The organism is Rhodococcus sp. NJ-530, from assembly GCF_003860625.1.
GTDB classification, from domain to species: domain Bacteria; phylum Actinomycetota; class Actinomycetes; order Mycobacteriales; family Mycobacteriaceae; genus Rhodococcus_F; species Rhodococcus_F qingshengii.
Genome location: NZ_CP034156.1, coordinates 158,555 through 173,211, shown reverse-complemented (window position 1 = coordinate 173,211; position 14,657 = coordinate 158,555). Strand labels below are relative to the sequence as shown.

General features: G+C 61.0%; 12 protein-coding genes. 9 read left to right on the top strand and 3 right to left on the bottom strand.

From position 1 onward, the window contains the following. The first annotated feature begins 102 nt into the window (after positions 1-102). The 9 genes from EHW12_RS32455 (at position 103) to EHW12_RS32400 (ending at position 10,861) form a co-directional block, all read left to right on the top strand. Positions 103-642, top strand: coding sequence for a hypothetical protein (locus EHW12_RS32455; RefSeq protein ID WP_238592780.1), 540 nt, complete (start codon positions 103-105; stop codon positions 640-642). Then, positions 639-1,580, top strand: a complete 942-nt coding sequence (locus tag EHW12_RS32450; RefSeq protein WP_125053228.1) for an alpha/beta hydrolase — start codon at positions 639-641, stop codon at positions 1,578-1,580. The genes EHW12_RS32455 and EHW12_RS32450 overlap by 4 nt, the downstream gene beginning before the upstream one ends. A 1-nt stretch (position 1,581) precedes the next feature. Continuing rightward, positions 1,582-2,628 carry a hypothetical protein gene (locus EHW12_RS32445; RefSeq protein WP_064445014.1) on the top strand — a complete coding sequence of 349 codons (1,047 nt, stop codon included), beginning with the start codon at positions 1,582-1,584 and terminating at the stop codon, positions 2,626-2,628. Beyond that, positions 2,628-3,527, top strand: a complete 900-nt coding sequence (locus tag EHW12_RS32440) for a hypothetical protein (protein ID WP_125053226.1) — start codon at positions 2,628-2,630, stop codon at positions 3,525-3,527. The genes EHW12_RS32445 and EHW12_RS32440 overlap by 1 nt, the downstream gene beginning before the upstream one ends. Further along, positions 3,524-3,691 (top strand): hypothetical protein, encoded by a 168-nt coding sequence (locus EHW12_RS34885; RefSeq protein WP_156423061.1) that lies wholly within the window; start codon positions 3,524-3,526, stop codon positions 3,689-3,691. The genes EHW12_RS32440 and EHW12_RS34885 overlap by 4 nt, the downstream gene beginning before the upstream one ends. 937 nt (positions 3,692-4,628) lie before the next feature. Beyond that, on the top strand, positions 4,629-5,888 hold the full coding sequence (locus EHW12_RS32420) for a site-specific integrase (protein ID WP_011133407.1): 1,260 nt from the start codon (positions 4,629-4,631) through the stop codon (positions 5,886-5,888). Beyond that, positions 5,885-8,371 carry a site-specific integrase gene (locus tag EHW12_RS32415; RefSeq protein WP_011133408.1) on the top strand — a complete coding sequence of 829 codons (2,487 nt, stop codon included), beginning with the start codon at positions 5,885-5,887 and terminating at the stop codon, positions 8,369-8,371. Before EHW12_RS32420 ends, EHW12_RS32415 begins: the two co-directional genes overlap by 4 nt. Positions 8,372-8,781: 410 nt before the next feature. Further along, on the top strand, positions 8,782-9,486 hold the full coding sequence (locus tag EHW12_RS32405) for an HNH endonuclease family protein (protein WP_174519535.1): 705 nt from the start codon (positions 8,782-8,784) through the stop codon (positions 9,484-9,486). A gap of 111 nt (positions 9,487-9,597) precedes the next feature. After that, positions 9,598-10,861, top strand: a protein-coding gene (locus EHW12_RS32400) for an IS3 family transposase (protein ID WP_241199215.1) whose coding sequence is annotated in 2 segments (ribosomal slippage) — positions 9,598-9,911 and positions 9,910-10,861 — 1,266 coding nt in all. Because the reading frame shifts where the segments join, the coding sequence is not laid out codon by codon here. A gap of 12 nt (positions 10,862-10,873) precedes the next feature. On the opposite strand, the gene EHW12_RS32395 is transcribed toward EHW12_RS32400, so the two are convergent. From EHW12_RS32395 to EHW12_RS32385, 3 genes are read right to left on the bottom strand one after another with little or no spacing between them, the layout of a single operon-like run. Further along, positions 10,874-11,482 (bottom strand): DUF6262 family protein, encoded by a 609-nt coding sequence (locus EHW12_RS32395; protein WP_064445081.1) that lies wholly within the window; start codon positions 11,480-11,482, stop codon positions 10,874-10,876. Further along, entirely contained in the window at positions 11,479-13,686 is a 2,208-nt protein-coding gene (locus EHW12_RS32390) for a site-specific integrase (protein ID WP_058037609.1), read from the bottom strand. Before EHW12_RS32390 ends, EHW12_RS32395 begins: the two co-directional genes overlap by 4 nt. Then, positions 13,683-14,612, bottom strand: coding sequence for a tyrosine-type recombinase/integrase (locus tag EHW12_RS32385; protein WP_082920791.1), 930 nt, complete (start codon positions 14,610-14,612; stop codon positions 13,683-13,685). The genes EHW12_RS32390 and EHW12_RS32385 overlap by 4 nt, the downstream gene beginning before the upstream one ends. Positions 14,613-14,657: the final 45 nt, after the last annotated feature.

Here is a 14,657-nt window from a genome sequence, read left to right as displayed (position 1 = left end):
AGGACGGTTCGGAAAGGGACAGCGCGGTGGTTGGCGCTGTCCTGTCCAGGTTCGAACCTATGGTCCTCCCACATGCCGTTTGGACGACGAGGAGTGAACCTGATGACTGTCGAGATTGTTCGTATTCATCCGACGGAAGCGAAGAAGATGCGCCGGCTCCACCGGCACTGGTCGCCGGGCACCGACGTTCCCGCGGGGCTTGGGGGCGCAGGAACGGTGGGCATTGTCGCATCGTCGGAATATCGGCAGCTCGGGTACGCGCTGGCATCAGCGCCTCATGGGCTGGTTCGTACCGCGCGTGAAGCAGGTTGGTCTCCGGAGGGTTGTGAGCGGCTTGCTGCACAAACCCGCATCGTCGAAGCTCTCGTCGTCAACCCGGATGTTCCCGACGCGACCACTGTCCGGGCCGCGCTGATCGAGCGGTTGATCGCCGAGCTCACCGACGACACGGCAGGCAACGGTCGCTTGTACGGCTCGACGGAGGACCTTCCGGAACGGGTGCAGTTCGGGCGCGAGTTGGGCTTCGAGGTGAGAGAGCCGAATACTCCGACGTGGGAACATCCGGGGTGCCGCACATTGCGATACAGCGGTGAAAGCCCCGGCTGCAGACAGTTCACCAGGACTTTGGGCGGGCCGCTGTGAACCGCGAGGAGGGCCGCTCGCGGACGCTGGTTGTCGCGGACGGAACCAGACTCGCGGTCCGCGAGGTCGGATCCCGAACGGCGCCGCTGACGGTGGTCTTCGTGCACGGCTTCTGCCTACACGGCGGTGCTTGGGAGCCTCAGCAACGCTCTGTGAGTAGGCAGTGGGGCGAGCGGGCGAGGTTGGTGTTCTTCGATCACCGAGGTCACGGTGGCTCAGGGGGTGCCGATGCCGGCACCTACACGATCAGCCAGCTCGGGCGCGACGTCGAGGAAATCATTGGTGCGGTAGCGCCCACCGGACCCGTTGTCCTCGTAGGTCATTCGATGGGAGGTATGGCGGTGTTGTCGTACCTCGCACAACACGCCGATTCGACATCTCGTGTGGTCGGGGTGGGGTTGATCTCGACAGCCCTGAGCAACGTCGCTGGCGCCGGCATCGGGCGCGCGTTGAATACCCCGGCAGTCTCACTGCTCGGCGGTGCGTGCGCGCATGCACCAAGGTTGGTGGGGCGCAGCTGGAGTCTCTCGCGACGGCTGCTGACGCCCGTCATCGGCGCGACCTGTCCCATGGCTCCCGGCTCGGGCCTCCGAGCCGCAGCGACGTCGTACGAGATGGTCCACTCGACACCGATTGCGACGGTGGCGGCATTCTTGCGGGACCTGCGTCTCTACGACGCGTCTGCCGCGGTGGGAGCGCTCGGGCGAATCCCGGTATCGATCATGTGCGGAACCAGAGATCGGGTCACTCCGATCCTGCATTCACAGCAGCTGGCCGCGCTTTTGCCGAACGCCGAACTCGTTGCCGTCGCCGGTGGCCGCCACATGGTGGGTCTGGAACAGCCACAGGTCGTCGGAGAAGCGCTCGATCGGCTGCTTGTCCGTGCGCAGACCTATCACCGGGAGCATTCACCTACAACGGATCTGGTCGGAGCGTGACGTGAGCGTAGATAGTGCAGTAACCGCAGTGCGGTCCATGATCGCCGACATCGACGTGGATCCAGAGAGCGAAGAATTCTTGTGCGCGCTCGACCGGTTGTGGGAGCAGATGCTCAGCGAGCGCGTGGCGGAGATCGTCGGGCTCAGGCGTGAGCAGACGTGGAGTGCTGACGAGCCTGGATGGGAAGGAAATTCGTCGCTCGACTACTACCCTCGGCGCGATGTGTGGCGCACGACGGTACATACCGGTCGCACCGCCGGCGGTGAGGAGGTGAAGATTCCGCTCGCTCTTCTCGCGCCGGTTCTGATCGGACTTGTCCCGGTTCTTGCGGGCGTGACTGCGCCGGCTAACCCATTCGTCGCATTACTTGTCTGCATTGGTCTCGCCGCAGGGATAGAGGCGGTGGGGTTGTGGTGGTGGACCCGCCGCGATCCACTCCGTCTGAGTGAGGAGGACAAAACCGAGATCGGCGTCGCTGTGACAGCTCTGCAGACGTTGATCTCAGCGGGCGGAGCGCATGTCGAGCTGCGGTTGGCGTTGGCGGCATCGGCACTCGTCGACGAGATCCGCACCGTCCCTGTATGGGCCAGTGAGGATCTCGACATAGGCCGCATACGCCTGAATCTCGACGAGCAACTGGCCGAAATTCTCGCGCATGCCGGTGAACTCGCCACAGTGCGAGCAACTTTGGGAACCCCGGCGGCGGGTAGCAGCCCGCAAGCCCTCTCAGCGAGGGAAGCTCACCTGGTGAGCAGCCGATGGCTCGAGCGGGTCGAGCGTTCGCTGCTCACACGTGTAGCTGCGTTGTGGAGCTATCGTCGCCATCTGCTCGAGCTGCAGGAATCGATCGCTGCCGGTGAATCTCTCGACAGGATTCACGACGGGGACCAGGCCATCGAGGGCCTTCTGGTCAACTCGGCCGGCGATGATTTGGCAGCTTCGGCGATAGGTCAGTTGGCGATCGACCTCACAGACCTTCGGCGCGCACGAGAGTCCGCGTTGGCGGAGCTACGCGGAGAGCTCTCCGAATTCGAGGAGCGGGACTGATGGGGAGAAGTCACGACAGGATCAGTCCGGACCGCGGTAACGGCGTCTTCGACCCAGATCGGGGAGAGAGCGACATCGCCACCCGCAAAGAAGGTGCCTTGATCTCGGAACACGCGTATAACACTCGCGGCGACATTCGCAGCGGAGCACGCGAACTCGACCATGCGACAGAGAACTTGCCCGGCCTCACCCGTGCAAGTCGAGATCTCAACCGGGCCTATCCACGCCCGACGCCGGCACCGATCGAGAACCACAGGTTGCGCCGAGAACTGCCGGCCGCGATCGAACTGCGTCGCTCGCTGTCCGCGCGGCAGAAAAACGCACGCTCTGCCACCAAACGGCAGGTGCTCGATTCGATGCCGCAGGCGCAGTACAACGCCCTGTCGGCATTGACGTCGGACCCGAACACTTGGAAGGAAACGAACAACGCGCTTTCTGCGGTTGCCGGCGATGCCGTTGAACTCGACGACAACCGGCGTAAGCAGGTGCAACGTATCGACCGCGCCATCCAGAGGTACGAACGTGAATCCGGCCGCGGACATCTCGTCTACACCTCCGTCAGCGTTCCCAATGCTGTGGTCAACCCGGCGGACTTGCCTGCCACGCTTCAACCCGGCACGGTGCTGTCCTTCGACCGGTTCACTGCAGCGACGCACTCCTTACACGAGCTCGATTCCACCACTCGCCCGACAGATGTCGTCTTCGAGATCTCGACAGAACGGGGAATGTACTACGGGCAGTCTTCACGGATGAACAACTCACATCATTTGCTTCCGAGAGGAATCCAATTGGACGTGGTGGGTGCACATTTCGCGCCGTACGAGCGACCTGGACAACAACCTGGCGAACGCCTGATCGTGCAACTGACTGACCACAGACCCGAAAGAGAACAACGATGAGCAAAGACCAGACGTCGCGCCGTCGCCGGCCGGACCTGACATTTCATCCTGACATTCTCGGGATCCCGGCACAGTTCCGAGTCGTAGACACCCGCCGAGCGGAAGAAGCTGGCCCCGACACAGCCGGTGACGCAGTCCGCGATATCGGCGCGCAAGAGAACTGAAGGGCGCACACAAAAGAAAAGTCGGAGGCCACCACATGGTGTGCCCCGACTCACCCGGTGCATTCTCAGTGCCGCCGACACTACCCCACGCGATCGACCAACTCGGCCAGTCCTGCCATTCGCCGGTGCCGAATCGGGGCAGGCTCTTGAAACTTGTGTACCAGAGCGCCGGCTGAATTTCCCGGGCTGACGACGAAATGAAAGGAGCCTGAGCTGCAGGTTCTGTACGGAGGTGCGTGCACGGCGTCATCCAGTCCAGGTCCGGAGTTAGCGTGCGGCGATGCCGGACGCACCGCATCGGCTCGCCAGGAAAGGGAGAACCATGACCACGCCGATCGAACCCCCGATACAACTGTCGCCACGCTCGCCGCACGAGCCAGGGAAGCTGCCACCGCAGCACGAAACGCGGCCGAAAAGGACGAGCAGGGCAGCTCCGAAACTCAAGGTGACGAAGACAGTGGACGACTGATTGTGATGCTCGACGAATACCCCGCGTTTGCTCCTGCTGCGGATCCGAGCGAGGTGGCCTCGAATTTCTCCCGCAGAGTCAGCCTTTCGTCCGTCGCACCTAACGCCGCCGAATTGATGTGGCCGTCAGCAGAGGCGAAATGATGATGAGGCGCAAGGTCGCTACGTGTGTTGCCGCAGCGGGGCTTATGGCCGCGGTCTCGGGGTGCGCGGCGGTTGCTCAGGGCGGCCCCTGGACGGGAATGGAGACGAGTGCACCTGCTGCACCTCTCGTGGTCGCACAACTGGCCGACGAGTCGACACCTCGCCTCGACGAATTGCTCGGATCGGTGACTGTCGTCGACAAGTTGCCGAACATCCCTGGTTACGAAAGAGGTTGCGGCACAGGAGAAGCCCCGTTGACTGAACTAAATGCCGAATGGTGCAGGTCTGAAGGGGTGGGGTCGATGTGGGTCGGTAGCTTGCGGACATGAGCGAAGGGGAAAGTTCGAGAGATCTGTCGGGGCTTGTGGTGGCCCGAGTGGGTCGGTTGATAGCGACAGGTCAGGCGGCGGAGCCTTACGTCTTGCAGGGCAGCGACGGTGAACGAGTGGAGTCCGTCGAGGTGTTCTTCCGGGAGCTGATCGCTTCCGGGAGGTCGGTGGCGACGGTGCGTTCGTACGGTATGGATCTGCTCAGATGGTGGCGGTTCCTTCACGCTGTGGACGTGGCGTGGGATCGTGCCGATCGGGTCGATGCCCGCGATTTCAGTTGTTGGATCCAGTTGACGGCGAAGGCACGACAAGGATCAGTGGTGCCGGCCAGCGCCGAGGCGGCTGCTACTGCTGCGGCATCGCCGAATCCTGTCACCGGCAAACCGGCTCTGGGGGCCGGGTACTCGCCGGCGACAGTGGCGCACAGTGAGACGGTGCTGCGAAGTTTCTACGATTTTCATCGGGACGCGGGGACTGGCCCGCTTCTGAATCCGTTCCCTCTCGATCTCTCTCGCCGGTCGAGACGGGCTCATGCGCACCACAATCCGATGGATCATTGGGCACCTGAGCGTGTGGGGCGCTACCGGCCTCGGGTCTCGCAGCGGATTCCCCGAGCGATTCCCGAGGATCTGTTCGATAAGTTGTTCGCGGCGTTGTCGTCGGATCGGGACCGGGCGTTGGTGGCGTTCTGGATTTCATCGGGGGTGCGAGCGTCGGAGCTGTTGGGAGTCCGCGAGTGCGATGTCGACCCGGGGCAGCAGTTGATTACTGTGGTGCGCAAGGGAACACGTGCGGTGGAGCAGGTACCCGCGTCGGCGGACGCGTTCGTCTGGTTGCGGTTGTATCAGGAGCAGTTGCGGGGCGAGGTGCCACTCGGACGGATGCAACCGTTGTGGTGGACACTGCGAAGGCCTCGCCGCCCGTTGAATTACCATGCGGCGCATCGGATGTTCGAGCGTGCGAATGCTACCCTCGGTTCGGATTGGACTCTGCACGACTTACGTCACAGTGCAGCGAGGCGGATGGCCAACGACCCGCACTTGTCCTTGGTGGAGGTCAAAGAGGTGTTGGGGCACGCCCATTTGTCGACGACCGAAATTTATCTGACACCCGATAAGGACGAGGTGATCGCCAGCGTCCTGGCCCACCACGCTCGTACTGCTGATCAGCGGGAACATCCGCGGGCTCCGTCGCCGCCTCCTGCTCCTGGATACGATCCGGCAGCGTTGAGCGTGCTGTTCGGGAGGCCGTTGTGAGCACTGCCGTCAAGCACATGACCCGCCCGGAACGCTTCGAGGTCACACCGGTGCCGCATTCGAGGATTCGCCAACTGCACAAACAGTTTCCACCACGCGAAGGTGAACTCTGGTGGCCGCACACCGCTGCCTCTGCTGAGGAGGTCGAGGCCCGACTGAACTGCTCGGTGCTTGCTGAGGCTGCGGTCACCACCCGAGCCGGACGGCACCGGGGCGTGATCAAGATACTGACCTGGTTGGCTTCGGTGCCAGGCGATACCTGGCAAGCCCGGTGGCTCGCCAGCGGCGCCGAGAACATCCGCGGGTCTCGTTACGGCGCGACAACCTCCTGGGCCGATCTCCCGGTGGAATGGATTGCCGGACACGGGCGCCCTGTCAGACATGATCGCAACGACCTGGCTGCAGGACTGCTGATGTTGCTGTGCCTGGACGTGATCCGGCCGCAGTTGCCGTGGATGCTCTCCCGGGCGCACCCGTTTCTCGCGCCGATGATGGCAAAGCTGCGAGATCCGGACGGATTCGCGCGGTTGGACGAGCTTGCTGCCACTCAGCCGGATACCTCGCGAGACGATGCACGAATCGCAGCGACCAGAATCGCGACCCTGCTGGTATCCAAAGGCGGGACGGTCGCGGAGATCACTGTCGGCGATTGCGTGGAGCTGATCGAAACGATGGCGCAGGTGCACTCCCGCCGCGGTCAGAAGAAGATCGATTTCTACCTGCGACTACGTGCGATGGGCATCTTTCCCGAGGATGCACCACACAGCATCCGTGCGTTCGGCGCTCCGGTCGGACAGTTGACGATCGAACAACTCGTCGACCGCTACCCGATCGAGAACCAACCGATCCGAGCTCTGCTCATCGACTATCTGCGCGAGCGTCAACCCGCGCTGGACTACACCAGTCTCAACTCTCGTGCCCGAGGACTCGCCGGGCTGTTCTGGAGCCGCGTCGAGACACTCGCCCCCGGTATCGACACCCTGGCGCTGCCGCCTGACGTTGCCCGAGCATGGAAGGACGACCTGAGATCGATCACACGCACCGCCGTCGACGCGGCGGGACGAAAGCACGAAACAACTTCGCCCCGAAAGAATTACAAAGACAATCTGTTGCAAGTGCGTGCGTTCTATCTCGACCTCGCGCACTGGGCCGTCGAAGATCCGGCACGCTGGGCGCAGTGGGTGGCGCCCTGCCCGATCAGCGACGCCGAGGTCAAAAGAGGCAAGGAACTCAAACACCGTAAAGCGCGGATGGATCAGCGCACTCGCGAGCGATTGCCTGTCCTGTCGCAGTTGGTTCGGTCCGCAGCTGACCGCCGCGCGGCCGCAGCGGCTCTACTTGTTGCGGCGCAGAACACCGAACCAGGTGAGGTGATCGCGGGAACCGACGGAGAACTGCGACGATCCTTGATCCGTCGGGGAACTGGCCGCGTCGTATGGGCCGACAATACTGTTACCGGTGTTCGCCGCGATCTCACCTACGAGGACGAGGAAGCATTCTGGGCATTCGCCACTATCGAAGTGTTGCGGCTCAGCGGTATCCGTCATGAAGAGCTCCTCGAGCTCAGTCACCACAGCATCACCGAATATCGACTACCTAGTACCGGTGAACTGGTTCCGCTGCTGCAGATAGCTCCATCGAAGACCGATACCGAGCGGCTGATCTTGGTCAGTCCCGAGCTTGCGGAAGTCCTCAGTGCGGTAGTTCAGCGTTCGCGGCAACCCAACGGATCGATACCGCTCGTGGCTGCCTACGATACGCAGGAGAAGCTGTGGAATCCGCCGATGCCGCTGCTCTTTCAGCGGGGAATCGGAAACGAACGCCGAGCGATCCCACCGAGTTTCGTCCGCAAGCTCCTCATCAATGCGCTCACCGTGGCAGCTCTCACCGATGCCAGTGGCGATCCGTTGATGTTTCAGCCCCACGACTTCCGGCGAATATTCGTCACCGACGCGATCATGAACGGCCTGCCACCCCATATCGCACAGGTTATTTGCGGGCACAAGACAATTGACACGACGATGGGCTACAAGGCCGTCTACCCCTCGGAAACGATCGAAGCGCATCGAGCGTTCATCGCGCGTCGTCGTTCGATGAGACCCAGTGAGGAATACCGGACACCGACCGACGAGGAATGGGATGCGTTCTTGTCTCATTTCGAGAAGCGGAAAGTATCGGTCGGGACCTGCGCACGGTCGTTCGGCACACCCTGCATCCATGAGCATGCTTGCGTCAGATGCTCACTCCTGCGGCCGGATCCAACGCAGCGAGGCAGGCTCGAAGAAATCCGAGACAACCTCGAAGCCCGCATCATCGAAGCCAAACAGGAAGGCTGGCTGGGTGAAGTCGAAGGACTGCAGGTCAGCTACACCGGAGTCAGGGACAAGATCGCACAGGTCGATGCCACGATGAAACGAGGATCGGCAACAACTGACCTCGGAATGCCTGGATTCGGATCGATCTCGGGAAGGACTTCCACATGATTACCAAGCTTGAATTCTTGTTCAGAGAAAGTTGCGTTTTCGGCACGGCATGGACCGACAAGTACGACGGACCCCTGGCCAGAAATGGTTGTGACACACGCATTATCTGCACGCAGTTTTGACATATCTCAAAACCTTGCTGGTAGGCCCCCATTGTTCGATGTCGACGGTGTGAGTTATGTGAGTGACGATGGTCAGTTCGTGTGACGGTCGACCGGTTCGACCGCACGGATAGGGACGATGGCATGTTCAATCACGCACGTGGCCGGTTGATTGGGTTCGGTGGATGTGTAGCACACCTGGTCTGATGTCGGGATTTCCCGACAATCATCCTCATGAGTTTTGTTGATAAGAGTGCAGATCCTCTGCACTGCATATGATTTAGGAGTTTCACGTTGCATAGTCGCTTGGTGCGTTCCCGTTCCCTCCTGGTTGCCGTCACTGCCTTGGTCGGGTTGTCGATTTCCGGTTGCAGTACGACGTTGGCGGATGTGATCCCAGCAGGATCGTTGTCTGTGGATAGCCCTGGTCAGCACGATGTTGATGTGGCTTCTTCCGTTGCGCTGTTGGAGACGCTTCCGGTGAAGGGGCGTGCTCCGAAAACTGGTTACAGCAGAGATCAGTTCGGTCAGGCATGGTCTGATGATGTCGATGTGGAGTTCGGGCATGACGGGTGCGATACGCGCAATAATCTGTTGGCTTCGCGGCTGACTGACGTGGTCTTCAAAGAAGGAAAGAAGCAATGTGTTGTTCTCTCTGGCACGTTGGCTGATCCTTACACTGGAAAGACGATCAATTTTGTTCGGGGACAGGATACTTCGACTGCGGTTCAGATTGACCATGTGGTCGCGTTGAGCGATTCGTGGCAGAAGGGTGCGCAACAATTGAGTCTTCAGGAGCGCACGAATCTGGCGAACGATCCCCGAAATCTGATCCCGGTGGATGGACCGACGAACGCGAAGAAGTCTGATTCCGATGCCGCATCCTGGCTTCCCCCGAACAAGGCGTACCGATGCACCTACGTCTCGAAGCAGATCACGGTGAAGTCGGTCTACCGCCTGTGGGTGACTCAAGCAGAGAAGGATGCGATGTCTGCCGTATTGTCCGCGTGTTGATTCACAGTTCCGCGTAGATTCCGATGCTTGCTGGGGTGTGTTCTTATGTGCCGATTGTGAATCGCTCTGGGTTCGGTGGAGACTTCTGGCCTTGGAAACGAGGATGGAAGCATGCCGAATGAACGGGTGTCAGGGAGGCCGACGATGCGGCGGTATTCGCCGGAGGAGAAGGCCGGTGCGGTGCGGATGGTCCGGGCGTTGCGGGCCGAGCTGGGGACCGAGCATGGGACGACAGCGCGGGTTGCCTCGCAGTTGGGTTACGGGGTCGAGTCCGTCAGGTCGTGGGTCAAGCAGGCCGATATCGATGACGGTCTGACTGTGGGAGTGAGCACCGCCGAGGCCGATCGGATCAAGCAACTCGAGCAGGAAATCCGAGAACTGCAGCGCGCCAACGAGATATTGAAGCGTGCGGCGTCTTTCTTCGGGCGGAGCAGGGCCGCCAGCACAAGAGATGACCGCGTTCATCGATGCCAATCGCGGCGATGTCATCGCGGGTCGGAGGCTTGGGGTCGAGCGTATCTGCAAGGCCTTGCAGATACCTCCGAGCAGCTACTACGCCACCAAAAGCCGACCGCCGTCAGCTAGATCGGTCTCCGATAGCCGGTTGCGGCCGGCGCTACGGGGGTTGTGGGAGGAGAATTACCAGGTATATGGGGTGCGGAAGCTGTGGAAAGCAGCCCGAAGATCGGGCATCGATGTCGGCCGTGACCAGGTCGCGCGGCTGATGCGTGCCGAGCAGATCGCTGGTGTGCGGCGAGGGAAGAAGGTGCGTACCACCCGAGCAACGGCCGGGGCGGATCGGCACCCCGATCTGGTTGGGCGGGATTTCACTGCGACTGAGCCGAACCAACTGTGGGTCACCGACCTCACCCACGTCCCGACCTGGGCGGGAATGGGCTACGTCTGCTTCATCACCGACGCTTACTCTCGGATGATCGTGGGCTGGCGCGTCGCGGCGAACATGCGCACCCAGGTAGTGCTCGACGCCATCGAGATGGCCCGCTTCAGTCGCGGCACACGGTTGACCGGGCTGCGCTGCCACAGCGATGCGGGCAGTCAATTCACCTCGGTCCGCTACGGCGAACGGCTCGCCGAACTCGGTGCAATACCGTCGATCGGGACCGTGGGCGATTCCTACGATAATGCTCTCGCCGAGAGCGTGAACGGCTACTACAAGTACGAACTCATCTACGGCCCAACGCATCCTGGTCCATGGCGCAGCATCGACGACGTGGAACTGGCGACACTGTCGTGGGTGCACTGGCACAATCACAGGCGGCTGCATGGTCACTGCGGCGACATCCCGCCAGCAGAGTACGAGAAGACGTTCTACGCTACTGAGCAGGGTGAGCAGGCCTTGGTTGAAATCAAATAGCCAGAGCCTCCATCAGACCCAGGGCGATTCAATTGCTTCGATTCGTCGTGCTGGAGAAACGCTTTGAACCATCCTTTTGAGTGAGGCGCGGGCGGCGGTGAGCTCGTCCTGGAGTTCTTCGGTTCGTGTTGTCATGGTGTCGGCGCGTCTGCGTTCGGAGTCGAGGTCCGAGCGCAGCTCGGCTGCTATCTGTTCGAGCTCGTGGATACGGGCGAGCAGTGTGTCGTGCGGCAGGTGTTCGAGTTGGTTGCCGAGTAGTAGTTGCACTTTGGTCTCGAGCTTGGTTCGGTCCGTTCGTAGCGCCCGAACTTCCTCACGCGCCATCAACAGTTCGGCGTGAAGACTGTCCGCCGTAGCGGACGTGCGTCCGGCGCTGCTTCTGGTGGCGGTGTGGGAGTGCTCTTCTGTGGCGCGTTCGACGGCGGTTCGAATTGCTGCGGTGTTGTAGATGAACCATGGAGAAACGCCTGCGCGACGCGCTATTTCGCTGATGTTGATGCGTTCGCCAGCGGATGAGAGGTCGGCGATGACTGTCAGCGTTCTGCGTTGTTTGTCAGCGCTGTCACGTCGACGGGAGGCGATGAGCCGTTGGGTTCGTATGTCACGGTCATCGGCAGTCATCGTTGTTCGTCCTCGTTCGTGTGGGTGGTTACGGACTCGAGCGGTATGAAGGCAGCTGCGGTCCTCGCTTTCCTCAGTTCGCGGGAGGCGTTGTCGATGACCGCGCGTTGGTCTGCGGGCAGGTCGGCAAGCATTGCGTCCATCGACGAGATGACGTCCGTGAACGCGTGAATTTGGGCGTCGAAGTTGGTGATCACCCACGACGCGGAGTCGGTGGCGATTGCAGTTTCTTTGTCTGTGCGCAGCTCTGCGAGATGCTGCTCGATTGCGGGCCGGTAGGACGGGTCCGGTCGGTAGAAGGAGCATCCTGCGCACTGGAATCGGATCGGGCAGTGTTGGCCGCCGGCTTTGATGTTCGAGGGTTCGGTGCAGTTTCCGAAGGGCACGGCCACCGACTGTCGCTCGTACTCCGTTACCGACGTGAATCCCGCCGGTCGTCCGTGCCTGTCGATCGCGAACTTCGAAATCTCCTCGGTGGCTTGGCGTTTACGTTTGAGTGTGACGGAGAAGTATCCCATGGTCGTGTCGACGCTGCGGTGATCCATCAATTCGCGTAGGACGTCCACCGGTGTGCCGTTGTCAGCGTGCCGCTGAGCGTAGGAGTGCCGCAATCCGTAAGGAGTGATCATTGATCTGTCGTAGAGAGCTGGGTTTCCGTCATCGTCGAGTCTTTCGTCGACAAGTTCCGGGATTGCATCGATCCAGATGGCGAAGGCCCGGGACCCGAACTGCGCACCGCTCAAGTGCCCGCGGCGAATGTTGTTGCGGGTTCCCGGCGTGGGAAAGAGCCAGTCGCACAGTGTGTCCGGAACAGACAGCGATTGAAGGTGGTCGAGCCATTGGTCGATCACGGTTGCCGTTGCAGTGCTGATCGGCAATCTACGCCCCATTCTGCGACGTTTACGGTTGTCGTAGACGAGTGTGGGCTTGCCGTCGACCCAGTCCAGGCATGAGCGTTTGAGCCCGACGATCTCACTCGGGCGTCGACCGGTGTCCCGGATGATCTGGTAGACCGTCTGATACATCATGGCGTAGTCGTCAGGGTTCCAGCCCGGCGCGGAGTACGTGGAGTGCCTACCCAGCAGCTCGAGGTGTTGATCGAGTTGTGCGATGACATGTTCGGGGATCGTGCGTCCGAAGTCGTCCTCGCTGGTCTCGACCTGGGCAATTGTGTGCGAACGCAGATCGAGTGCGAAGGAGCCGGGGATGTCATCCATTGCGCCCGTGCGGCGTGAGAACTCGAGAAGTCGGCGCCACCACCCGAGCAATGATCGTCGATGGGTGAAGGAATGGGGCTTGCCCTCTCGATCGGCGCTGGTGCGGAAACCCTCGACGACAGCGCTCATGTCACCGTGGTCGAGTAGTTCGGGGTGATCGCCGTTCGTGCGCAGCGAGAGTTGCCGTGAAGCGATTTCGGCGGCATGAACGGTGTGCCGCAGTGTCGTCACGGGTGGGCGTACCTCGCGGCCGAATTGTTTGGTGATCTCTCGAAGCCATCGCTGTCTGATCTCTCGGAAGTCCACAACGCCACCGGCCGCACTGTATCGCCGGTCCGGAGCAGCTTGCAGGCCCACGACGGCAGGTTTCCACACGTCGGCCATGGTGGGATCAGTACCGGAGTACACGACGTGCGCCCGCTGCAGATGTGTGACCAACGACCGGAACACACCACCGGCTGCAGCTCCGAGTGCCTTCTCGAACTGGCGATTTCCGGCGACATCGAGCAGTGAGCGACAATCCGGTGGGAGGTGGGAAACTATGCTGCGGATCCGCATCGGAACCAAGATGATCTGATCACGGTCACGCTGCTGCACTCCGTAAATAATCTCCGCCGCAACAGTGCCGTTCACCTCACTGAGTTCGAAATCGACTTTCGAAAAGGCTTTTTCGTCTCTTCGTGGAACCGAATCGGGGTCGAATGTCCGGTCGAAGAATGAAGGTGAGGTCCCGTTGAGCTTGCGGTGGCGTTCGCACCGCCTGCAACGGCGGTCGAAGATTTCCACGACCGTCATGCATCGGTCGACTCGGCACAGATAGACCGCTGTCATTTCGTTGTCGACGTCTCCGGTGAATACCTGTCGGCGTGAATCCCATTCCGCGACTCGCCATTGCGGGTCGATTCGTTCGATCAACCACGCTTTCCAGGTCTGTTCGTTTCCAGTCGAGAGGGCTCTTGACTCGACGGGTAGAGCGGTGATGCTCATATGCCCACTCTTTCCACTGCCGCCCTCAGGTCCTCCGCGTCGGGGTGTTGATAGATCGCGGTCGATGCTCGGCTCACATGACCGAGCAACGACTGAACCACGTCGATACCGGTGCCGTTGCGCGTCCAGATTGTGGCTGCCGTATGCCGGAACATGTGGGGCCGCAATCGGAAACCGGCACGGTTGCCGATCCTTTCCACAATCTGTTTTGCGTTCGAATACGACATCGGCGAACCGGCGTGATGCCCGAGAAGGTTGACGAACACGAAGTCCGAGGTCATTGCGGTGGGCACGCTGTCTCGTTCGAGAAGGTACTCGCGATACTGAGTGACCACCTCGTCGCTGACCGGTACGACTCGGGATTGTCCTTTAGCGCGGGCACCGTTCGAATTGCCTTCACGCCGAACAACATGAACATGAGGTCCACGTTCCTGGCATCCCAGATGAACCGAGGTCGGAAGGAAATGCAGGTCGCTACGGCGCGAACCCAATGCCTCTCCGATTCGGAGTCCGGAACGAACCAGCAACAGCACCAGAAAACGGTCTCGTTCGGTGTTCGCGGAGTTCAGAGCATGCGAAAACTGTTCTTCAGTAATAATTTCCGGAGGCTTTACGACTTCCGGCGCTTTGAGGGTTCTGGCACGAATCAGCCGATGCTGACCGGATTCACCTTCGTGGAAATCGCGGGGTGCGTAGGCCAGGTACTTGGGCTGGGACAGCCCAGAAACAACATCTGCGGAGACCAATCCACGCATTCCGCAGAACCTGAGGAATTCGACGACAGCGGTCATCACTGCGTTGACCGATCTGCCGGAGCGCAGCCGGTAGTGGACGGTTGGGGTGTGTTCGACGGCGAATTTGAAACGAGTGAGTTCACCTACACGAATCTCGTGCCAATCCAGTCCGCGACCGGCAGTCCAGTTCAAGAACCAACAGACCCGAGGAACGTATGCGCTATGTGTCAAGTCAAG

What these genes read in the sequence shown, in the direction of transcription:
- EHW12_RS32440 (WP_125053226.1), top strand. Translation starts at nt 2,628, where the DNA reads ATGGGGAGAAGTCACGACAGGATCAGTCCGGACCGCGGTAACGGCGTC.
- EHW12_RS32455 (WP_238592780.1), top strand. Translation starts at nt 103, where the DNA reads ATGACTGTCGAGATTGTTCGTATTCATCCGACGGAAGCGAAGAAGATG.
- EHW12_RS32390 (WP_058037609.1), bottom strand. Translation starts at nt 13,686, where the DNA reads ATGAGCATCACCGCTCTACCCGTCGAGTCAAGAGCCCTCTCGACTGGA.
- EHW12_RS32420 (WP_011133407.1), top strand. Translation starts at nt 4,629, where the DNA reads ATGAGCGAAGGGGAAAGTTCGAGAGATCTGTCGGGGCTTGTGGTGGCC.
- EHW12_RS32395 (WP_064445081.1), bottom strand. Translation starts at nt 11,482, where the DNA reads ATGACTGCCGATGACCGTGACATACGAACCCAACGGCTCATCGCCTCC.
- EHW12_RS34885 (WP_156423061.1), top strand. Translation starts at nt 3,524, where the DNA reads ATGAGCAAAGACCAGACGTCGCGCCGTCGCCGGCCGGACCTGACATTT.